A 21229-nucleotide genomic window follows, 5' to 3' on the forward strand; every position below is an offset into this window, starting at 1 on the left:
GTGTGGTAATGCCGTTGTATTCCTTTGAGGGCAAGAAGCCGGTGGTCCACCCGTCCGCGTGGATCGCGCCGACCGCGACGCTGATCGGCGACGTGACGGTCGAGGCGAACGCCTCGGTCTGGTACGGCGTGGTCGTGCGCGCCGACTTCGGCCCGGTGCTCATCCGCGAGGGCGCGAACGTCCAGGACAACACCGTCGTCCACGTCCAGCAGGGTGTGGACATCGGGGAGGGCGCCACGATCGGGCACCTGTGCGTGATCCACGACTGCACGATCGGCGCGGGCGCGCTCATCGGCAACGGCGCCACCGTCCAGGACGGCGCGGTCATCGGCGAGCGCGCGCTGATCGCGGCGGGCGCGATGGTGGGACCGGCGACGATCATCCCGCCGGAGGTCGTGGCGATGGGCGTGCCCGCCAAGCGCCAGGTGCCGCTGGAGGGGACGCCCAAGGTGTGGGTCGACCACAACGCCGCGATCTACCAGGAGCTGGCCCGCAGGCACGCGCGCGGCATCGAGCAGGTGTGAGCCCCCGGCGCGGGGCCGGGGGCTCACGGGTGGATCAGCAGGCGCCCAGGTCGGTCCAGTACGCGTAGGCGCTGTTGCCGGGCTCCCAGGCGCGGACGTACCAGGTGGCCTCCCAGCGGTGCCCGTTGTGGGAGACCTCGTCGCCCGGACTGTAGAGCGTCTCGGCGTTCCACGCGGGGACGCCATCACACCCCTCCGGCGGGTCCGGCGGGTCGTCCGGCGGGGTCGTGCCGCCGGTGACCGAGTCGATCCAGCTCTTGTAGGCGGGGACGTTCATGTAGATCGCCGGGGCCTGGCCGCAGGTCGGCTGGCCCTGACCCGCCCGGCTGGTGGCGCCGGTCAGCTCCCAGCGGCCGCCGACGTTGCGCACGGCCGGGCCGCCGGAGTCGCCGTAGCAGGCGCCGGTGCCCTGGCGGTCGCCGAGGCACAGCTCCTTGGCCGGGTCATAGCCCGCCGTGCAGCCGGAGGCGAGCACCTTGACGTCGATCTCCTGCAGCGTGCTCGGCGGTCCGCCGCAGCCGCGCGTCGGGCAGGTCTGGCCCCACCCGATCAGCCGCGTCACGGTGCCGGTCGGGCCCGCGGACGCCGAGATCGGGATCGGCGCCTGCGTCACCGGCTGGGCCAGCTTGACCAGCGCGATGTCCTTGCCGTCGGAGGGCGTGTGGTGCTGCGAGGCGATCCCGACGAGCGTGCCGCCGGAACTCCACGTCGTGGTGCCGACGCGCGCCCGGACGAGGCTGCCGACGCAGTGGCGGGCGGTGACGACCCACTGGTTGGTGATCAGTGAGCCGCCGCAGGTGTGCCCCCCGCTGGATTGCAGGGAGACCATGAAGGAGTAGACCTGGCTGGCCGGGCGGCCCCCGATGATCATTGGGGCGACGGCGCCGTCATCGGGTGGCGGGGCGGCGGTGGCGGTGGCGGGCGGTCCCAGAACGACGGTCGCCGCGACCGCCAGGCCCAGTGCGATCTTGCCGAATCGCATGGTTGGCGTGTCCTTTCCACCCCCGTGTGCTCCCGTGGGACGCCGGGCGCGGGAGTGAGTGCAGGGTGGTGACTATCCGTTATCGGTCGGCTCCGATATCCGCACTATGGCCGCTTGGCATTACCCGCATCACATCCGAGCGGGGTATCAATGGCCCTTATGGCAGAGCTTGAGCTGCGGCATCTCCGGGCGATCTGCGCCATCGCCGAGGAGGGCAGCGTCTCCAAGGCGGCCAGCAGGCTGGGCGTCACCCAGCCAGCGCTGACCGCCCAGCTGCGCTCCATCGAGCGCATCCTGGGCGGCGAGCTGTTCCGCCGTTCGCCCAACGGCAGCGAGGCGACCGAACTCGGCCGCAGCGTCGTCCGCTCGGCGAAGGTGGTCCTGCAGGACATGGCCGCCCTGATGGCCTCGGCCCGCACCGATGCGCCCGTGCCGGGGGAGTCGCCCCTGGTCCTGGCGTCGAGCCCCATGCTGTTCACCAGCGCCCTGATCGGCGAGCTGCGCGCGTGGTTCCGCTGCTCGGAGCTGCGCACGCAGATCGACAGCTCGGGCCCGGCGCTGCTGGACCTGGTGGTCGCCAAACAAGCCGACCTGGCGGTCTTCGAACGCTTCGAGGGCCTCGAACAACGCTCCCTGCCGGACGTCGAGATCCGCACGATCGTCGAGGAACCCCAATTCGTCGCCCTGGCCGCCGACCACCCCTTGGCGGCGGGTGAACAGGTCGAACTGGCGGATTTGGCGGACATGGACTGGGTGGTCCCGCCTCCCGACCAGGACGCCATGCGCCTGCGCTTTCGAGAGGTCTGCGAATCCGTCGGGTTCACCCCGCGCATCACCCATCACGTCACCGAGGCCAGGACAGCGATGGCCCTCTGCGCGGCTGGGGCGGTATGCCTGGCCCAGCCCGCTTCTTTGGGCGGCCCAGGATTCGTGATCCGCCCCCTACGCGACAGCCCCCTACGCCTACCGGTCGTCCTGGTGACCCGCTCGGATGGGTTGTTGGCGGGCAGGAAACACGAGGTTTTCGCGTGCGTGGCACATGCTTATCGGTCGATCGTGAACAGAAACCCTCGATACGCCCGCTGGTGGGACGAACACCCGGAATCCCATGCGGACCTGGACGCCGCCCTGGCCCTACCCCGCCCCAGCCGGCCGAAGTAGGTGAGAAGGGGGAAGTAGGGGGAAAGGGGGAGGGGGAAGAGGCAGGAGGGAAGAGGAGAGGCGAACGGGCCGAAGGGGACCGAGAGAGAGGGCCGGAAGGTCGGAGGGCGAGAGGGCGGGCGGCGAGAGGCCGGAGGCAAGGGGGCCGGGCGGCGACAGGGCCGGAGGGTGAGAAGGCCCGGGGGAGAGGGCGAGAGGCCGGAAGGTGAGGAGGCTGGAAGGCAAGAGGGCCGGGGGTGCGAAGAGCGAAGGGCCCGAATGTGAGTAGGCCGGAAGGCGAGAGGCCGGAGAGCCGGAAGCCAAAGGTCCGGAGGCAAGAAGGGCCGAGGGGCGAGGGGCCACAGGGCAAGAGGCCAGGGAGCCGGGGAGCCGGGGAGCCGGGGAGCCGGAAGGCGAGAGGGCCAGCGGCCAGCGGAAGTATGGGCAAGAGCAGTCGGGGAAGCAGAGCGACCACCCACTAAACGCAACACGCCTCAGCCGACTGTCCGATGGGGTGGACTCGCATTCGTGGGGAGCGAAGCGGTGCTACCCTCGCTCGGGCGTGGACGGCTTCGCCGCTCCGCCCTTTGTTCACGCCCGCGCCGCTTCGCTTAGGGGCCCCGCGAATGTGAGTTCACCCCATCGGACACCACCGATTAAATCGCGTCGCCACCAAGGGGGCGCGAATCAATTCGTGCGCGTCAAGAACGAACAGCCTTCAGCGTCCACACCACAGTCATCTCAGCTGTGGTCACCCCGTCAGCGTTTCGGATGACGCACTCCACCGGCAGCTCCGGCCGCGTCCCCGCGTCCAGCTCCGCCAGCACCTCCGCCACCTCCCGCGACGGCACCGCCTCCGCCGTCAGGGCTCCGAGCGCCAGCTTCCGGTACCGGATCTCCGACCGCACCACCAGCGGCGTCGCGCGTCCCATCTCCGCGGCGAACGCCGCCAGCGCCACCGCGCCTGACGCGGTCTCCGCCAAGCCGAACATCACCGCCGCGTGCGGGCCGCCCGCGTGATTGCGCTGGTCAGGGCGGTCGGGCAGCGAGCACACGACCCGCGACGGCGTGACCGACTCGAACGTGACGCTGGCCGTCTTGACCCAGGGGACGGTCGCGGAGATCGTCTCGGCGACCCAGTCGTACTCGCTCATGGCGCACACATTACCCGTCAGTAACTTCGCTGCGCCACAACTCACAGTTAATCCGGTTGTCTTCGATCTTGCTCGATGTGCATCCTTGTATGGACCAACTACTTGGGTGATGCAAGCAATGGGAGTCAGGCGATGGAGCTGACCGAGGCCGAGCTGGAGAACGGCAAGCGGCTGGCGTCCGTGCTGTTCGCCTTCGGCAAGCAGCAGGCGACCGTGGCCGCCCGGCTGAGCAGGGCGGGGGTCGACCGCTCGGCGATCGTCCTGCTCAAGAACCTGGTCGCGCTCGGACCCGCCCGGCTGGGCACCCTGGCCGAGGCCGTGCACTCCGACCCCTCGACCGTCTCCCGCCAGGTGGCCGCCCTGGTCAAAGAGGGCCTGGTCACCCGGCAGGCCGACCCGGACGACGGCCGCGCCAGCCTGCTGGTGCCGACCGAGGAGGGCCTGGGCGTGCTGGAACGCCAGCGGGCCCGGTTCGCCCACTCCATCGCCCGGATGGTCCGCGACTGGGACCCGGACGACCTCGACACCTTCGTGGGGCTGTTCGAGCGGTTCATCGCCGACCACGAGAAGTACATGCCGAACTTGATCGCTGAATGTGGGGGGAAACCTTGACCACCAACGCCGAAGCGCCACCGAGCAATCACCTCAGCCACCGGCAGATCCTGGTGATCCTGTCGGGCCTGATGCTGGGCATGCTGCTCGCCGCGCTCGACCAGACCATCATGTCCTCGGCGATGAAGACGATCGCCGACCAGCTGCACGGCCAGACGATCCAGGCGTGGGCCACCACCGCCTATCTGATCACCGCCACCATCTCGACCCCGCTCTACGGCAAGCTCTCCGACATCCTCGGCCGCAAGCCGCTGTACCTGACCGCGATCACGGTCTTCCTGATCGGCTCGGTGCTGTGCGGCATCGCCGACTCGATGTACGAGCTCGCCGCCTACCGCGCGGTCCAGGGCCTCGGCGCCGGTGGTCTGATGTCGCTGGCGCTGGCGATCATCGCCGACATCACCTCGCCGCGCGAGCGCGGGCGCTACCAGGGCTACTTCATGGCCGTCTGGGGCCTGTCCAGCGTGGCGGGCCCGGTCGTCGGCGGGTTCTTCGCGGGCATCGACACCGTCGCCGGCATCGACGGGTGGCGCTGGGTGTTCCTGATCAACGTGCCGATCGCGCTGGTGGGCCTGTTCGTCGTGGCCCGCAACCTCAACGTCCCGCACAAGCGGGTCCCGCAGAAGGTCGACTACCTGGGCGCGATCACGCTGACCATCGGTCTCGTCCCGCTGCTGATCGTGGCCGAGCAGGGCCGCGAGTGGGGCTGGGCCTCGCCCGCGGCGCTGACCGCCTACGCCCTCGGCGTCGTCGGGATCGCCGCGTTCATCGCCGTCGAGCGGCGCATGGGCGACGCGGCGCTGCTGCCGCTGCGGCTGTTCCGGCGGTCGGTGTTCACCGTGGCCAACCTGGTCAACTTCATCATGGGCATGGGCATGTTCGGCGCCATGATGTCGCTGCCGCTGTACCTGCAGATCGTCAAGGGCGCCAGCCCGACCGAGTCCGGCCTGATGACGCTGCCGCTGACCTTCGGCATCATCGTCTCGGCCATGGCCAGCGGGCAGGCCATCGCCCGCACCGGCCGCTACCGGGTGTTCCCGATCGTCGGCCTCGGGCTGACCACGGTGTCGCTGATCGCGTTCTCCCTGATCGGCGTCGACACCCCGCTCTGGACGACCATGCTGATCATGGTGGTCATCGGCGCCGGGCTGGGCCTGTGCATGCAGACGCTGATCCTGGCCATCCAGAACGACGTCCCGGTCCGGGACATGGGCGTGGCCACCTCGGCGGGCACGTTCTTCCGGTCCATCGGCGGCACGGTCGGCACGGCGACCTTCCTGTCGATCCTGTTCACCGTGGTCGGCGGCCGCATCCAGGGCTCCATCGACGCCGCCCGCACCGACCCGGCGTTCCTGGCGGCGCTGCAGCAGAACCCGCAGTTCACGCCCGGGCAGATCGACCTGAACAACACCGCGTTCCTGACCCAGATCGACCCGGCGCTGGCCCGCCCGATCCTGGTCGGCTTCGCCGACGCGCTGAGCACGGTGTTCCTGGTCGGCGGCATCGTGATGGCCGTGGCGTTCGCCGCCGTGTGGTTCCTCAAGGAGGTGCCGCTGGCCGACAAGTCCGGCATTCAGCGGGTCGCCGACGAGGACGCCGACAAGGTGCCCGCGATCGCGCACTGAGCGTGTGACCGTGGTCCCCCGATCCGGTCGGGGGACCACGGTTTCGCTTCCGGGTGGTCTCGCGTAGGCAACAGACGTGCACCGAGCGTGCCGCCATCTGGGATAGTGGGCACCGACATTTGGGGGTGCCGTGCGCGTCGTCCTCGCCATCTTTCTGGTGGGCGGTCTGGTGATCGCCTTGGCGTACGTCGTGGGCGGCCGTTCGCACCAGCCGGGCCCGCCCGCGGCCCTCGGCGTACCCGAGACCAGCGCGGCGCCGTCGTCGGCGCCGACCGCCCCGCCGCCCGAGCCGGACTGCGCCGACGGCGAGGGGCCAGAGGAGATCGCCCCGGTGCCCGCCGACGTGCAGGCGGGCGTGGACCGCTCGTGGGAGCGCGTCGAGAAGTGGCTGGCCGCGAGCGTGCCGGTCCCGGTCGTGTGGAACCCGCCAGCCGACGACGCCGCGATCGCGCGCGCCCAGCGGGCCGCGGGCATGGCCTTCCCGCCGGAGCTCGTCGCCAGCCTGCGCAGGCACAACGGGGTCCGGGCCGCGGGCTTCACCTTCGCGCCGTTCTACGCGCCGATGTCCACCGGCGAGATCGCCGCCGACGTGGGCAAGCTCTGCGCCGCCGACGGCGGCTGGGACGGCGACGGCATCCCCTTCGCCCGCGACAACGGCGGCTGGTACCTCTACCTGGACCCCGACGGACGGGTCAGGGAGCACTCGCCGGGCGCGGCGGGCGGCATCGCCGCGGACTCGCTCGCGCTGCTGGTCGAGCAGACGGCGGACGTGCTGGAGGGCCGCCGCACCGGCGCGTATCTCCCGGCGATCGGTGCGGACGGCGTGCTCAGCTGGCGCCTGCGCTAGTGCTCCGCGGGGGCGGCTTCCTTCAGGCGGGCGTAGGAGCGCACGATCTCGGCCTCGGCCTCGGCGCGCCCGACCCAGTTGGCGCCCTCGACGCTCTTGCCCGGCTCCAGGTCCTTGTAGACCTCGAAGAAGTGCTGGATCTCCAGGCGGTGGAACTCGGCGAGGTGGTGGATGTCGCGCAGGTGCTCGCTGCGCGGGTCGTTGGCGGGCACGCACAGCACCTTGTCGTCGCCGCCCTTCTCGTCGGTCATGCGGAACATGCCGATGGCCCTGGCGCTGATGAGGCAGCCGGGGAAGGTGGGCTCCTGGACCAGCACCAGCGCGTCCAGCGGGTCGCCGTCCTCGCCGAGGGTGTTCTCCACGAACCCGTAGTCCGCCGGGTACTGGGTGGCGGTGAACAGCGTCCGGTCGAGCCGCAGCCGCCCGGTGACGTGGTCCACTTCGTACTTGTTCCGGCTCCCCTTGGGGATCTCGATCGTGACGTCGAACTCCACGCCGTTCCTCGCTCGTCTCGGCTGTCCTCGTTGAGGCCTTAGTGTGGACCACGGTATGCCGGTGGCCCGCACCTGCGGTGGGCGGCCGACGACGGGGGCTTCGGGAGGGCGACAGGTGGGCGAGACATCGTCGGGGGAGCGGGGAAGAGCCCGCGAAAGCGGTCCTGACCAGCGCGAGAACCCGGAGCCGACGGACATCGCCTGGCCCGGCGCCGACGCCGAGGACTGGCCGGGGACCGACACCGACGACCAGGACGCGCCAGCGGTTGCCACCCCGTTACGTGACGAGACCCACGTCGCCGACGGCGAGCCGCGCGTCACACCCCCGGGTGAACCGGCCTGGCCCGACGAGGAACCGGGCCCGACGACCGAACTGCCCACCCCGCCCGCCGAGGCGACCCGGGTCATGCGCCCGGTCGCGCGGACGGAGCGTCCGGCCGAGGACACCGCTCCCGGCATCCCCGCCGTCGACCCCGCACCGTCCGGTGAGGACACCCACCCGGGCATGGCCCCGGCCGACCGCACCCAGCCGACCGCCCGCCCGCGGTCGTTCGAGGGCGCGGACACCACGCGCCTCACCCGCCCGGAGAACCCGGCCGAGCGCACCATGCTCGTCCGCCCGGTCGCGACCGACCGACCCGCCGGCGACGAGGAGTCAAGGCCCGCCCCGGCTGATGCCCAGGCGGAGGAGACGAGGTTCGTCCCAGCTGACGCGCAGCGCTCGAACGAGGGGACGAGGCCCGGCCATGCCGACGCCCACCGCTCGACCGAGGGTCCGCGATTCGGGCCGGGCGACTCGCAGCGCTCGGCTGAGGAGACACGGTTCGTTCCTAGCGACGCTCAGCAATCGGCAGAGGGGGCGCGGTTCGGGCAGGCCGATGGCCAGCGCTCGGGCGAGGGGCGGTTCGGTCAGGGCGATGCGCAGCGTTCGGCTGAGGAGACGCGGTTCGTTCCGAGTGACGGGCAGCCTTCGGCCGAGAGGCGGTTCGGCCAGGTTGAGGCTCAGCGCTTGGGCGAGGGGGCGCGGTTCGGGCAGGGCGACGGGCAGCGTTCGGCGGAGGAGACGCGGTTCGTTTCGGCCGAGTTGCCCCGTCGTGGCGATGGGCCCGGGGCGCAGGCGCGGCAAGGGGGTCGTTCCGCGGGTGAGGCCGGGCCGCACGGGCGGCGGCCGGTGGGGGCGTCGGGGGCGCATCCGGCTGAGGAGACGCGGTTCATCCGGGGTGAGCAGCGGCGTCCGGAAGAGGCCGCGCCCTTCGCCGAGGAGACGGGCGCCGCCGACCGTTCTGGTGGAAAGGGGCACGTCGACCCGCCGGTGGACGACGGTCCGGGCGAGCCCCAGCCGGACGGCGGCAGGCCGCGGCGCAGGCGGACCGGGCTCATCGTGGCCGTCGCCGCGGCCGTCGTGGTCGCGGTCGCCGCCGGGATCGTGTTCGCCGTGCCCGGGATCGCCGAGCGGTTGGGGCTGGTGGACGGGGATGAGGTGGCCATCGCACCGCCGCCCGCGGCCGTGCGGTTCGAGCCGGTGCTCGCGGGGCCCCGGGAGGGAGCGACGCCGCCGAGCGCCGAAGGGGTAGCGAGCGCGCTGGCCGGGCCCGCGAACGATCCCGATCTCGGCACGCTCACCGGGGTCGTCATCGACCCGGTGACCGGGCAGACGCTGTTCAGCCGCGACCCGGACACCGCGCTGGTCCCGGCGTCGACGACCAAGCTGCTCAGCACCGCCGCCGTCCTGCTGACCCTCCCGCACACCGAGCGGCTGGTCACCAAGGTCGTCGCGGGGGACGAGCCGGGCACGGTGATCATCGTCGGCGGCGGGGACCCCACGCTGTCGTCGCTGCCCGAGGGCAAGGACTCCGTCTTCCCCGGCGCGGCGCACCTGGACGAGCTGGTCGCGCAGGTCAAGGCCACCGGTCCCGTCGACACCGTCCTGGTCGACCTGAGCCGCTACACCGGCGACGGCCTCGCCCGCGGCTGGCTGCCCGCCGACGTCCCCGCTGGCCACATCACCCCGATCGTCCCGGCGATGATGGACGCGGCCCGGCAGGACCCGACCGACGCCGTCAGCCCGCGCTCGAACAACCCCGGCCGCGCGCTGGCCGAGGAGTTCGCCCGCCGCATAGGCGCGACCGTGCCGTCTGAGGCGCAGACCACGGCGAAGCCGGACGCCCGCGTGCTCGGCGAGGTCGAGTCCGCGCCCATCGCCGAACTGGTCCACACCGCCGTGCAGCGCTCGGACAACGTGCTGGCCGAGACGCTGATCCGCGAGCTGGCCATCGCCACCGGGCAGGAGCCGTCCTTCACCGGCGCGACCACCGCGGTGGTCAACGTCCTGCGCGAGAACGGCTTCGCCGTCGACGGCCTCGTCCTGCGCGACGGCAGCGGGATGTCGACGGAGAACCGGGTCACCTCCGCGCTGCTCGGCGAGGTGCTCAAGGCCGCCGCCGCCCCGGACGGCGCCGACCCGCGCACGGCCAAGCTCCGGCCGCTGCTGTCCGGGCTTCCCGTCGCGGGCGGCAACGGCACGCTGGACAAGCGGTACCTGGACGGCCCGGCCGCGGCGGGCAAGGGCTGGGTCAGGGCCAAGACCGGCACGCTCTCCGCGGTGAACTCGCTGGCAGGCGTCGTCCTCGACAGCGACGGCCGCCTGCTGGTGTTCGCCCTGATGTCCAACGGGACCAATCCCCTGGACGCTCGGCCCGCGCTCGACGCCGTGGCCGCCGCTTTGCACAAGTGTGGCTGTCAGTGAGCGGGTAGCGTTCGGGGCGTGAACCCCGCTACCCGGACCGGGCCCGCACCCGTCGATTGGGACCTCGCCACGTCGACGGCCAAACGGCTGGTCCGGCCGGGGCCGGTGGTGTCGCTGGCCGAGGCCGAGCGCACCGTGGCCGACCTGCGCGCGGCCACCGTCGTCGCCGAGGAGCACGTGCGCGGGCTGACCGGCATGGGGCACGGCCTGCCGGTGCGCGAGGGCGACGTCGTCGACCGCGACGGCTGGATCGAGGCCGCAGCCCAGGGCATTGCAACGCTCACCGACGGCGCGCTGCCCGCGCGGTCTGGCCGGGTCGGCGGCGTGCTGTCCGGCAGCGCGGGCGTGCAGGCCGGGATGGTGCTGGCATACCTGGGCAGCCGTGTCCTCGGCCAGTACGACCCCTACGGCGGCGCCGACGGCAGGCTGATGATGGTCGCGCCCAACATCGTCGCCGCCCAGCGGGCCCTCGACGTGCCCGCCGAGGACTTCCAGCTGTGGGTCGCCCTGCACGAGAGCACCCACCGCCTCCAGTTCACCGCGGTGCCGTGGCTGGCCGAGTACTTCCGCGGCCAGGTCGCCGGGTTCATCGCGGGGCTGGAGGACGAGGCGACCGGCCTGCTGTCGCGGCTGCCCGAGGTGCTCAAGGCGGCCCGCTCGCGGCCCGACCCCACCGCATCCACCGGGCCGCTGGCGATCGTCGAGATGCTGCAGTCGCCCGCCCAGCGGGCCGCGTTCGACCGGCTGATCGCGCTGTCGACGCTGCTGGAGGGCCACGCAGACCACGTCATGGACGCCGTCGGCCCGGCCGTGGTGCCCAGCGTCGCCACCATCCGCCAGCGGTTCACCGCGCGCCGCCGCGGCGGCGGCCTGCTCGACCGCGTCCTGCGCTCGCTGCTGGGCGTGGACGCCAAGATGAAGCAGTACGCCGTGGGCGCGAAGTTCACCAACCACATCGTGGGCGCGATCGGCATGGAGCGGTTCAACCGCGTCTGGGAGTCCCCGGACACCCTGCCGCTGCGCGCCGAGCTGGGCGACCCGGACGCCTGGCTGCGCCGCGTCGCGTGAGCAGGCCCGACCCGGCCGTCGCCGACGTCCGCAGGGCCGTTCGCGCGCTGCTGTCCAGGGTCGAGCCGGATCGGGTCGCGGTCGCCGTCTCCGGCGGCGCGGACTCGCTCGCGCTGGCCGCGGCGGCCGCGCACGTGTGTCCGGTGGAGGCGCTGATCGTCGACCACGGCCTGCAGGCGGGGTCGGCGCGGGTCGCCGCCCGGGTCGCGGAGCAGATGGCGGCGCTGGACGTGCCCGCGCGCGTCCTCACGGTCACGGTGTCCGGCTCGGGCGGGATCGAGGCCGCCGCCCGCCGCGCCCGCTACGCCGCGCTGCGGGAGGCGGCCGACGGCGCGCTGGTCCTGCTCGGACACACCCGCGACGACCAGGCCGAGACCGTGCTGCTCGGCCTCGGCCGGGGCTCCGGCCCCCGGTCCATCGCCGGGATGCGCGCCCTCGACCCGCCGTGGGGCCGCCCGCTCCTCGACCTGCCGCGCGCGACCACCGCCGCCGCCTGCGCCGCGCTCGGGCTCACCCCGTGGCACGACCCGCACAACGCCGACCCGCGCTTCACCCGCGTGCGGCTGCGCACCGAGGTCCTGCCGCTGATGGAGGAGGTCCTGCAGGGCGGGGTCGCCGCCGCGCTGGCCCGCACGGCCGCCCAACTGCGCGAGGACCTCGCCGCCCTCGACGACCTCGCCGCCGACCTGCTCGCCCGCGCGGGCGACGACGGTGATCTCGTTGTGTCCGAACTCACCCCGGCCCCGCCCGCGCTGCGCCGCAGGGTGCTGCGGACGTGGTTGTTGCGGGCAGGCGTCCCGGAGTTGACGGACGCGCACCTGCGCGCCTGCGACGGCCTCGTCGGCGACTGGCGCGGCCAACGCGGCGTCGCGCTGCCCGGCGGCTTTGTGGCGCGGCGCGCGCATGGCAGGCTGACCTGTGACGCGCCGTGACCTGCGAGGGATTTGAAGGGACCACTGTGTACGACGGTGATATCGCCTCCGTGCTGATCAGTCAGGACCAGATCGACGAGAAGATCACCGAACTGGCCAAGCAGGTCGCCGCCGACTACGCCGACACCCCGTCCGACCTCGTGCTGGTCGGCGTGCTCAAGGGCGCGGTCATGTTCATGACCGACCTGGCCCGCGCGCTGCCCGTCCCGGTGCAGCTGGAGTTCATGGCGGTCAGCTCGTACGGCTCGTCCACGTCGTCCTCGGGCGTCGTGCGCATCCTCAAGGACCTCGACCGCGACATCGCGGGCCGCGACGTGCTGATCGTCGAGGACATCATCGACTCGGGCCTGACCCTGTCGTGGCTGCTGAAGAACCTCGCCTCCCGCAACCCGCGGTCGATGGAGGTCTGCTCCCTGCTCCGCAAGCCCGACGCGGTGAAGGTGGAGGTGCCGGTGAAGTACATCGGCTTCGACATCCCGAACGAGTTCGTCGTCGGCTACGGCCTCGACTTCGCCGAGCGCTACCGCGACCTCCCGTACATCGGCACCCTCGACCCGCGGGTCTATACCTCGTAGCACGAATTGTCGTGATCCCCTGACCGGGTGTACCTCGGTGCGTTAGCCTCCAGATCAACTGCTGCGGGTGGAGCAGCCGACGGGGACCAGGGGAGAGCAGACGTGTACGACGCAACCGGTATCGGCGGCGCCGTCGGCGCCTTCGCGGGCGCCGCGGCCAGCGGCATGGTCTCGGTGGACCCGGACGCCGCCCAGGACGCCATCAAGGAGATCGGCGCGGTCCGGGACGAGCTTTCGCTGCTGGTGCAGGGTGCGGACTCCGCCGGTGCGGAGGTGCAGATCGGCGCAAACCCGGTCGGCACCGCGATGGCGAAGAAGTCCATGGAGCGCTTCGACGGCTCGGGTGACTCCTTCCTCCACCTCGTTCGGCAGTTGTTGGAGCAGACCGACCAGGCCGAGCGCGCGCTCAACCAGGCGATCGCCAATTACAAGGACACCGACTACGGCAACGCGACCAAGGTGCGGGGCTGAGCTCGTGCGTTCCACACTCGCCGTGACGGTCGCCTGCGGTGCGCTGCTCGCGTCGCTGAGTGCGTGCGGGTCGGAGCCGGGGACGCCGACGACCACCCCGACCACCGGCGGAACCGGGGCCGTCACCACGACGACCGCCTCTCCCACGACCGCGGCCACCTCCACCACGGCCGCCGATCGGGAGATCAATTACCAGCGCGATGAGCTGTGCGAGCTGCTGACCCCGGCTGAGACAGCCGAATTCGGCTCCAGGAACCCCCGCCCGGGCAACAGCTTCACCACCGGCTCCGAGCAGTGCCAGTGGAGCGGCGACCTCGGGATCACCATCGACTTCAAGTTGGATGCGAGTGGTGTCCGCCCCGCGGAGGGCACGAAGTCGGACATCGAGGTGGCTGGGACCCCGGCGGTGTTGACCAAGACCACCGAGAAGAGCGGGTTGTGCTTGGTGCGGATCAAGCTCAACAAGGACCGTTCCGCAATGACTTTCGGTGTGGGTGTGCTGAGCAGCGGGCGCGACAAGGGCTACGAAACGTGTGATGTGGCGAAAAAGGTCGCCGAGATCGTTATTCCGAAGGTGAAGGGCTAGGGGGCAGGACATGCCGAACGGCGATCAGCCGCGTTACGAGACGCACGATTACGCGGGCGACCGGGCGGACGACGTCTCGATCGCCATGCGGAACATGCCTGAGGAAGACCGGTCGACCACCACCGAGCTTCAGCAGAGCATCGCCGAGTACCAGCGGGAGCAGCTGGCGCCCGACGTCGAGATGGGCAACGACCGGGTGGTCGTCCCGCAGAACTGGGAGAGCCGCACCAGCACCGAGCTGTACGCCGCCGCCACCGAGAAGAACGTGCCGACCAGCGCGGACGGGCTCGGGCGCGGTTTCACCGAGGGCGGCAACCGGCTCGCCGAGGCGGCTAACCGGCTGTTGGACGCGGTGACGCGGCTGGAGCACGCCTGGCAGGGCGAGGCCGCCGACGCCGCGCGCAACGCGCTCAAGCCGCTGGCCCAGCGGACCGGGCAGGCGGGAATCTCCGCGCAGTACATGGGGACCGCCATGTCCGACCAGGCGCTCGCCGCCGCCACCGTGCGGAACATGCCCGAGCCGATGGAGTTCGACCGCGACGCCGAGTTGACCAAGGCGCTCGCGAACCCGAACCCGGTGGCGGGCATGAACGACATGCAGGCCAAGGAAGAGCAGGCCAGGGCGGTCAAGGCCGAGCAGGTCAAGTACATGACCGAGTACACCAACACGATGGCCGAGATCGACTCGCGCACGCCGACCTTCGTGCCGCCGCCCCCGCGCAGCACCGACACCGGCGGCGGCGACGGCTTCCAGGACGGCACCCGGGTCACCTACGACCGCACGGGCAGCACCGACTCCTACACCCCGCGCGGCAGCACCGGCGACGGGGACAGCAGGCCGGGCTTCATCGACGGCCACCACGCCACCAACCCGCACACGGTGCCCCCGGCCCCGGGCTACGACGGCCTCGACACCGGCACCGACCTCTCCGGCTACACCCCGCCGCAGACCTCGCCCGTGCAGCCGCCCGTCACGGTCAACCCGACCCCCGGACCCGGCCCGCAGCCCGGCCCGACGCAGGGCCCCGGCCCGTTCAGCCCGGTCAGCACCGGCCCGACCGGCCCCACCGGCGGCCGTTCCCTCACCGGCGGGCCGCGCGGCCCGTTCGGCGGCGGGCCCGGCGGTCCCGGGGGCGCGGGCGGGCCCGGCGCGAAGCCCGGGCTCGGCGCGGGCATGGGCCAGGGCGGCCCCGGCGCGGGCGGGCGGCCCGGCGGCGCGGGCGCGGGTGCTGGCGGCGCTGGCCGCGGCGCTGGCGCCGGAGCGGGCGCCGGTGCTGGCGGTCGCGGCGGCCAGGGCGATGAGGACCTGGAGCACCAGCGGCCGTCGTACCTGGTCGAGCCGGACCCGGAGGACACCTTCGGCACCGACCAGATCACCGCGCCGTCCGTCATCGGGGAGTGACGCGGTGCCCTCCGCGGAGACCCTCGACCAGCTCGCCCTCGACTTCCTCTGGGAGGCCATGGACGCGGGCGACCTCCCGTACCCGCTGCAGGTGCGCTCGCACGGCGAGACGCTCGACGAGCGCACCGCGCTGCGGCACCGCATGCACGCCGAACTCGCCGCGCGCGGCCTGATCGACCGGTACGGCCGCGTCGAGCCGCACGTGGAGGACTGGCTGGGCGTGCTCGCCCGGCCGGACGTGGCGATCGACGCGCTGTTCATGCCCCAGCTGCCCGGCAGGGCGGTCGCGGTGTTCGCCGCGGCCGCGGGCGGCACGGGCGTGGTGGCCACCCAGTCCGGTGACGACCTGCACCTGCGCCGCGTCCGCGCCGACGGCCTGGTCGCCGAGGTGATCGGCCTGCTGCCCGCCGCCCCGCGCGGGGCGGAGACCTCGGTCTCGCTGCCCGCCGACGAGTTCGCCGCGGTGAACCCGAGGGCGGTGCGCGGCCTGGCCGACTCCGACCCCAGGGCGGCGGCCGCGCGGCTGGTCGCGCAGCCCAACCTGCGCGGCGGCCAGTTCGGCGTCACCGCCCGCGACCGGCACGGCGCGCGCACGCGGGGGCCGGTGCTGTCGTGGTTCGACAAGCCCAACGGCCGCTACCTCGCCTCGACCAGCCGCGGCCGGGACGGGCGGGACTGGGTCACGGTCGCCCCGGCCGACATCCAGACGATGCGCCACCGGCTGGGTCAACTTGTGGCCGAGGTCACACGCTGACCCGGACCGGGGAACTGGACGCGGCCGTGCGCCGTTGAGCTTGGTGGCGCCCTTGTCAATCGGTGAGGGTGTCGAAGCGGGCGGTACTCTGGAGCGACCGGAGCGCCGCCCGGCCGGGTAATGGTCGTCATTGCCCTCACGTGCACGTCCAGGGAGGGTCGAGGCCGCCCCACGGCCGTATGTAATGGACCGAAAGCGACTGCTGCGCAACCCGCTGCTGTGGATCCTGGCGGTGTTGCTGATCTACTTCGCCTTCAGCATGCTGTTCGACGACACGCGTGGCTACACCTCGGTGCCCACGTCGAAGGCCGTCGCGCAGATCGAGGCCAACAACGTCAAGGCCGTCGAGCTGGGGGACAAGGAACAGCAGCTCAAGCTGACCCTGAACAACCCGATCGAGCACGAGGGCCAGCAGGTCACCCAGCTCATCGCCCAGTACCCGGCCGGGGCGACGTCACAGCTCTACGAGACGATCATCGACAAGCCGGGCATCGAGTTCCGCACCACGGTGACGCAGGACTCGTTCCTCACCCAGATCCTGATCTTCCTCATCCCGTTCGCGCTGCTGTTGCTGCTGCTCATGTGGATGATGAACAACGTCCAGGGCGGCGGGAACCGGGTCCTCAACTTCGGCAAGTCCAAGGCCAAGCAGTTGTCCAAGGACATGCCCAAGACCACCTTCGCCGACGTGGCGGGCGCCGACGAGGCGGTCGAGGAGCTCTACGAGATCAAGGACTTCCTGCAGAACCCGGGCCGCTACCAGGCCCTGGGCGCGAAGATCCCGAAGGGCGTGCTGCTCTACGGCCCGCCGGGCACCGGCAAGACGCTGCTGGCCCGCGCGGTCGCCGGTGAGGCGGGCGTGCCGTTCTACTCGATCTCCGGCTCGGACTTCGTCGAGATGTTCGTCGGTGTCGGCGCCTCCCGCGTGCGCGACCTGTTCGAGCAGGCCAAGCAGAACGCGCCGTGCATCATCTTCGTCGACGAGATCGACGCGGTCGGCCGCCAGCGCGGCGCGGGCCTCGGCGGCGGGCACGACGAGCGCGAGCAGACCCTCAACCAGCTGCTGGTCGAGATGGACGGCTTCGACGCCCGCGGCGGCATCATCCTGATCGCCGCGACCAACCGCCCCGACATCCTGGACCCGGCGCTGCTGCGCCCGGGCCGCTTCGACCGGCAGATCCCGGTGTCCGCGCCGGACCTGTCCGGCCGCAAGAAGATCCTGCAGGTGCACGCCAAGGGCAAGCCCTTCGCAGGCGACGTCGACCTCGACGGCCTGGCCAAGCGCACCGTCGGCATGTCCGGCGCCGACCTGGCCAACGTCATCAACGAGGCCGCGCTGCTGACCGCGCGCACCAACGGCACCGCGATCACCGGGGCCGCGCTGGAGGAGTCGGTCGACCGGGTGATCGGCGGTCCGGCGCGCAAGAGCCGGATCATCTCCGAGAAGGAGAAGAAGATCACCGCCTACCACGAGGGCGGGCACGCGCTCGCCGCGTGGGCGATGCCGGACCTGGAGCCGGTCTACAAGCTGACGATCCTGCCGCGCGGGCGCACGGGCGGGCACGCGCTCGTCGTCCCCGAGGACGACAAGCAGCTCATGACCCGCTCGGAGATGATCGCCCGGCTGGTGTTCGCCCTGGGCGGGCGCGCGGCCGAGGAGCTGGTGTTCCACGAGCCGACCACGGGCGCGTCCAGCGACATCGACCAGGCCACCAAGATCGCTAAGGCGATGGTCACCGAGTACGGCATGAGCGCGCGGCTCGGCGCGGTCCGCTACGGCCAGGACCAGGGCGACCCGTTCCTGGGCCGGTCGATGGGCCACGCGCCGGACTACTCGCTGGAGGTCGCGCACGAGATCGACGAGGAGGTGCGCAGCCTGATCGAGGCAGCGCACACCGAGGCGTGGGACGTGCTCAACACCTACCGCGACGTGCTCGACGAGCTGGTGGTCGAGCTGCTGGACAAGGAGACGCTGACCCGCAAGGACCTGGAGCGGATCTTCTCCGGCGTGGAGAAGCGGCCCCGGATCACCGCGTTCAACGACTTCGGCGACCGGGTGCCCAGCGACAAGCCGCCGATCAAGACCCCGCGCGAGCTGGCGCACGAGCGCGGCGAGCCGTGGCCGGACGAGGAGCGCGAGCGGGAGAAGACCCCGGTCGCGGCCTTCCCCGGCGCGGGCGAGCTGCCCGGCGGCCCGCCCAGGACCACCCCGGAGCTGCCGCCCGGCGGCAACGGCAACGGCGTCCCGCCGCACCCGCAGCCGCCCTACCCGCCCGCGCCCGGCTACCCGCCGCCGCATTACGGCGGGGAGTACCGGCCCGGCGCCGGCCCGCCGAACTACGGCGCGCCGCCCGGGTGGACGCCCGCGACGACGCCGGGCGGCCAGCCGTGGCACCCCGCGCCGCCGCAGCCCGGTCCGGACGCCCGTGACCAGGACAACTCTGACGGGCGCACGCACGGGTCCGAATGAGAGGGTTGCGGCCGCACGGCCGCGACAATCTCGGAGACTGGCGATGAGTGATACCGCGAAGCAGGCGGGCGGGAACCACCCGGTCCCGCTCGCCGCTTTCGATCCCGACCGGGCCGAGAAGGCCGTCCGCGAACTGCTGCTCGCCTGCGGCGAGGACCCCGACCGCGAGGGCCTGCTGGAGACCCCCGCGCGGGTGGCGCGCGCGTACCGGGAGCTGTTCGCCGGGCTCTACACCGAGCCGGACGCGGTGCTGGACAAGACCTTCGACGAGAGCCACGACGAGCTGGTCCTGGTCACCGACATCCCGATGTACTCCACCTGCGAGCACCACTTGGTGCCGTTCCACGGGGTCGCGCACGTCGGGTACATCCCGAACGAGCGCGGCCAGGTGACCGGGCTGTCCAAGCTGGCCCGCCTGGTCGACCTCTACGCCCGCCGCCCGCAGGTGCAGGAGCGGCTGACCTCGCAGATCGCCGACGCGCTCATGCGCAAGCTGACCCCGCGCGGGGCGATCGTGGTGATCGAGGCCGAGCACCTGTGCATGGCGATGCGCGGCATCCGCAAGCCCGGCGCGCGCACCACGACCTCGGCGCTGCGCGGGCTGCTCAAGACCGCGCCGTCGTCGCGGGCCGAGGCGATCGAGCTGATCAACGGGCGGACCCGGTGACGCTGCCCGCACCCGGCCGCTGCGCGGTGGTGGGCGTCCTCAACGTCACCCCCGACTCCTTCTCCGACGGCGGCCGCTACCTCGGCCTCGACGACGCCATCGCGCACGGCGTGGCCATGTGGGAGCGCGGCGCGGACGTCATCGATGTGGGCGGGGAGTCCACGCGCCCGGGCGCGGACCGCGTCGACGCGGAGACCGAGATCGCCCGGGTCGTGCCGGTGATCGCCGAACTGGCGACCGCGGGCGTGGTGATCAGCGTGGACACGACCAGGGCGCGGGTCGCCGAGGCAGCGCTGGCCGCGGGGGCCTCGATCGTCAACGACGTCTCGGGCGGGCTGGCCGACCCGCAGATGGCGCGCGTGGTGGCCTCCGCGGGGGTGCCGTGGGTGCTGATGCACTGGCGCGGGCACAGCCGGGACATGCAGTCGCTGGCCACCTACGGCGACGTCGTCGCCGAGGTGCGCGACGAGCTGCGCGCGCGGGTGGACGACGCCCTGGACGCCGGGGTCGTCGAGTCGGCGATCGTGCTCGACCCTGGGCTGGGGTTCGCCAAGAACGCCGACCACAACTGGGCGCTGCTGCGGTCCCTGGACACCCTGCTCGACCTGGGCTTCCCCGTGCTGGTCGGGGCGTCGCGCAAGCGGTTCCTCGGCGCGCTGCTGGCCAGGGACGGCGTCGCCCGGCCCTCCGACGGCCGGGAGGACGCGACCGCTGCCATCTCCGCGCTCGTCGCCATGGCGGGGGCGTGGGGCGTGCGGGTGCACGACGTGGGGCGCTCGCTCGACGCGGTCACCGTGGCCGCCGCCATGGGCGGGACGCCGAAGGGGGTGTCATGGCCGATCGGATCGCGCTGACCGGGCTGCGGGTGCGCGGGCGCCACGGCGTCTTCGAGCACGAGCGCCGCGACGGGCAGGACTTCGTCGTCGACATCACCCTGTGGCTGGACCTGCGGCAGGCGGCCGAGACCGACGACCTCGCCCACACCGTGCACTACGGCGAACTCGCCGAGCGGGCCGCCGCCGTGGTCGCCGGGCCGCCGAGGGACCTGATCGAGACCGTGGCCGCGGAGATCGCCGAGGCCGAGATGGCCGACGAGCGCGTGCTCGCCGTCGAGGTGACCGTGCACAAGCCGAGCGCGCCGATCCCGCTGTCGTTCGCCGATGTCGCGGTGACCGTCCGGCGCTCGCGCAAGTCGGCGCGCGGGGCGGGCTCATGAGCCGGGCGGTGCTGTCGCTGGGGTCCAATCTGGGGGACCGGGCGGCGCACCTGCGTGCGGCCGTGGCGGGGTTCGCGGACGTGCTGGTGGCCGTGTCCCCGGTGTACGAGACGGCGCCGTGGGGCGTGACGGACCAGCCGGACTTCCTCAACGCGGTGCTCATCGTCTCCGACGAGGACGCCGACGAGTGGACGTGGCTGCGCCGGGGCCAGGCGCTGGAGCAGGCCGCCGGGCGCGTGCGGGAGCAGCGCTGGGGGCCCAGGACGCTGGACGTGGACGTGGTGACCGTCGACGGCGTGCGCAGCGACCACCCCGACCTGGTGCTGCCGCACCCGGGGACCGCCGAGCGCGCGACCGTGCTGATCCCGTGGCTGGACGTCGAGCCCGACGCTGTCGTGCCCGGGCAGGGATCGGCTCGGGAGCTGTTGGCGCGGTTGGACACCGCGGGCGTGCGCGCCCGGCCGGACATCGACCTGCGGGGGGCGGCCGGGTGAGGTTCACCAAGGCGTCGGACCTGGTGCCCGCCGGGCTGGTCACGGCGGTCGCGCTGTACCTGTTCATCCGCCTGCTGTACGGCGAGCTGCCGCCGCTGCCGACGTTCGCCGGGGTCACGCTGCTGGTGCTGGCCGTCGTCGAGGTGGTGTTCGGGTACGTGCTGCGCGGGCGGGTGCGGCGCACGTCGTCGGGCAGGCCGCTGCAGCCGATCACCGCGGCGCGGGCGCTCGCGCTGGCGAAGGCGTCCTCGCTGCTGGGCGCGATCATGCTGGGCGCGTGGGCCGCGGTGCTGGCGTACGTGGTGCCGGAGAGCGCCCGGGTCGAGGCGGCCCGGTCGGACATCCCGAGCGCGGTGATCGGGGCGGTGAGCGCGGCGGTCCTGATCGCCGCGGCGCTGTGGCTGGAGTCCTGCTGCCGCGCCCCGCGCGACCCCGATGACCAGCGTCGAGACGCGGTGTGACATCCGTTT

Annotated in this window: 22 protein-coding genes; 19 read left to right on the forward strand and 3 right to left on the reverse strand. The window is 72.5% G+C overall.

Going from position 1 to position 21229, the window contains the following annotated elements:
* Window positions 1–8 precede the first annotated feature (8 nt).
* Window positions 9–524 carry a gamma carbonic anhydrase family protein gene (locus Actkin_RS01605; RefSeq protein ID WP_189208762.1) on the forward strand — a complete coding sequence of 172 codons (516 nt, stop codon included), beginning with the start codon at window positions 9–11 and terminating at the stop codon, window positions 522–524.
* 34 nt (window positions 525–558) lie between these two features.
* Here Actkin_RS01605 and Actkin_RS01610 read toward each other — a convergent pair whose 3' ends face one another.
* Complete coding sequence (locus Actkin_RS01610; protein ID WP_258905587.1) at window positions 559–1506, reverse strand: trypsin-like serine protease; 948 nt, start codon at window positions 1504–1506, stop codon at window positions 559–561.
* A gap of 159 nt (window positions 1507–1665) precedes the next feature.
* Between Actkin_RS01610 and Actkin_RS01615 the strand changes: the two genes are divergently transcribed.
* On the forward strand, window positions 1666–2667 hold the full coding sequence (locus tag Actkin_RS01615) for a LysR family transcriptional regulator (RefSeq protein WP_189208760.1): 1002 nt from the start codon (window positions 1666–1668) through the stop codon (window positions 2665–2667).
* Between the two features lie 680 nt (window positions 2668–3347).
* On the opposite strand, the gene Actkin_RS01620 is transcribed toward Actkin_RS01615, so the two are convergent.
* Window positions 3348–3800 (reverse strand): DUF4442 domain-containing protein, encoded by a 453-nt coding sequence (locus Actkin_RS01620; protein ID WP_258905588.1) that lies wholly within the window; start codon window positions 3798–3800, stop codon window positions 3348–3350.
* 132 nt (window positions 3801–3932) lie between these two features.
* Between Actkin_RS01620 and Actkin_RS01625 the strand changes: the two genes are divergently transcribed.
* The 3 genes from Actkin_RS01625 to Actkin_RS01635 all read left to right on the forward strand — a co-directional run bounded on the left by Actkin_RS01625 (window position 3933) and on the right by Actkin_RS01635 (window position 6884).
* Entirely contained in the window at window positions 3933–4412 is a 480-nt protein-coding gene (locus Actkin_RS01625) for a MarR family winged helix-turn-helix transcriptional regulator (RefSeq protein ID WP_189208758.1), read from the forward strand.
* Window positions 4394–6037 carry an MDR family MFS transporter gene (locus Actkin_RS01630; protein ID WP_396122929.1) on the forward strand — a complete coding sequence of 548 codons (1644 nt, stop codon included), beginning with the start codon at window positions 4394–4396 and terminating at the stop codon, window positions 6035–6037. The genes Actkin_RS01625 and Actkin_RS01630 overlap by 19 nt, the downstream gene beginning before the upstream one ends.
* Before the next feature lie 130 nt (window positions 6038–6167).
* Window positions 6168–6884, forward strand: coding sequence for an SMI1/KNR4 family protein (locus Actkin_RS01635; RefSeq protein WP_189208756.1), 717 nt, complete (start codon window positions 6168–6170; stop codon window positions 6882–6884).
* Here Actkin_RS01635 and Actkin_RS01640 read toward each other — a convergent pair.
* Complete coding sequence (locus Actkin_RS01640) at window positions 6881–7378, reverse strand: inorganic diphosphatase (protein WP_189208755.1); 498 nt, start codon at window positions 7376–7378, stop codon at window positions 6881–6883. The two genes, Actkin_RS01635 and Actkin_RS01640, sit on opposite strands and share 4 nt — an antisense overlap.
* Window positions 7379–7493: 115 nt before the next feature.
* On the opposite strand from Actkin_RS01640, the gene dacB reads away from it, so the two are divergent.
* The 14 genes from dacB to Actkin_RS01710 all read left to right on the forward strand — a co-directional run bounded on the left by dacB (window position 7494) and on the right by Actkin_RS01710 (window position 21220).
* The gene (gene dacB, locus Actkin_RS01645) at window positions 7494–10124 is read left to right on the forward strand and encodes a D-alanyl-D-alanine carboxypeptidase/D-alanyl-D-alanine endopeptidase (protein WP_258905590.1); all 2631 of its coding nucleotides are present in this window, start codon (window positions 7494–7496) and stop codon (window positions 10122–10124) included.
* Between the two features lie 18 nt (window positions 10125–10142).
* Complete coding sequence (locus tag Actkin_RS01650; protein ID WP_258905591.1) at window positions 10143–11192, forward strand: Rv3626c family coenzyme F420 biosynthesis-associated protein; 1050 nt, start codon at window positions 10143–10145, stop codon at window positions 11190–11192.
* The gene (gene tilS / locus Actkin_RS01655; protein ID WP_258905592.1) at window positions 11189–12124 is read left to right on the forward strand and encodes a tRNA lysidine(34) synthetase TilS; all 936 of its coding nucleotides are present in this window, start codon (window positions 11189–11191) and stop codon (window positions 12122–12124) included. The genes Actkin_RS01650 and tilS overlap by 4 nt, the downstream gene beginning before the upstream one ends.
* 26 nt (window positions 12125–12150) lie before the next feature.
* Window positions 12151–12699: a hypoxanthine phosphoribosyltransferase gene (gene hpt, locus Actkin_RS01660; RefSeq protein ID WP_189208752.1), complete on the forward strand. Its 549-nt coding sequence runs from the start codon at window positions 12151–12153 to the stop codon at window positions 12697–12699.
* A 102-nt stretch (window positions 12700–12801) separates the two neighbouring features.
* Entirely contained in the window at window positions 12802–13170 is a 369-nt protein-coding gene (locus Actkin_RS01665) for a PE domain-containing protein (protein ID WP_258905593.1), read from the forward strand.
* 4 nt (window positions 13171–13174) lie between these two features.
* A complete protein-coding gene (locus Actkin_RS01670; RefSeq protein WP_258905594.1) occupies window positions 13175–13756 on the forward strand; it encodes a DUF3558 family protein in 582 nt (193 codons plus the stop codon).
* Window positions 13757–13766: 10 nt separating this feature from the next.
* The gene (locus Actkin_RS01675; RefSeq protein ID WP_189208749.1) at window positions 13767–15158 is read left to right on the forward strand and encodes a hypothetical protein; all 1392 of its coding nucleotides are present in this window, start codon (window positions 13767–13769) and stop codon (window positions 15156–15158) included.
* Window positions 15159–15162: 4 nt separating this feature from the next.
* On the forward strand, window positions 15163–15912 hold the full coding sequence (locus tag Actkin_RS01680; RefSeq protein WP_258905595.1) for an ESX secretion-associated protein EspG: 750 nt from the start codon (window positions 15163–15165) through the stop codon (window positions 15910–15912).
* Between the two features lie 184 nt (window positions 15913–16096).
* Window positions 16097–18382, forward strand: coding sequence for an ATP-dependent zinc metalloprotease FtsH (ftsH, locus tag Actkin_RS01685; protein ID WP_258905596.1), 2286 nt, complete (start codon window positions 16097–16099; stop codon window positions 18380–18382).
* 43 nt (window positions 18383–18425) lie between these two features.
* On the forward strand, window positions 18426–19049 hold the full coding sequence (gene folE / locus Actkin_RS01690; RefSeq protein WP_189208746.1) for a GTP cyclohydrolase I FolE: 624 nt from the start codon (window positions 18426–18428) through the stop codon (window positions 19047–19049).
* Window positions 19046–19903, forward strand: coding sequence for a dihydropteroate synthase (gene folP, locus Actkin_RS01695; RefSeq protein ID WP_229786519.1), 858 nt, complete (start codon window positions 19046–19048; stop codon window positions 19901–19903). The genes folE and folP overlap by 4 nt, the downstream gene beginning before the upstream one ends.
* A complete protein-coding gene (folB, locus tag Actkin_RS01700) occupies window positions 19882–20265 on the forward strand; it encodes a dihydroneopterin aldolase (RefSeq protein WP_258905597.1) in 384 nt (127 codons plus the stop codon). The genes folP and folB overlap by 22 nt, the downstream gene beginning before the upstream one ends.
* Entirely contained in the window at window positions 20262–20759 is a 498-nt protein-coding gene (gene folK, locus Actkin_RS01705; RefSeq protein WP_258905598.1) for a 2-amino-4-hydroxy-6-hydroxymethyldihydropteridine diphosphokinase, read from the forward strand. The genes folB and folK overlap by 4 nt, the downstream gene beginning before the upstream one ends.
* On the forward strand, window positions 20756–21220 hold the full coding sequence (locus Actkin_RS01710; protein ID WP_258905599.1) for a DUF3180 domain-containing protein: 465 nt from the start codon (window positions 20756–20758) through the stop codon (window positions 21218–21220). The genes folK and Actkin_RS01710 overlap by 4 nt, the downstream gene beginning before the upstream one ends.
* The last annotated feature ends 9 nt before the right edge of the window (window positions 21221–21229 follow it).

It is taken from the genome of Actinokineospora sp. UTMC 2448, assembly GCF_024760565.1.
GTDB lineage: Bacteria > Actinomycetota > Actinomycetes > Mycobacteriales > Pseudonocardiaceae > Actinokineospora > Actinokineospora fastidiosa.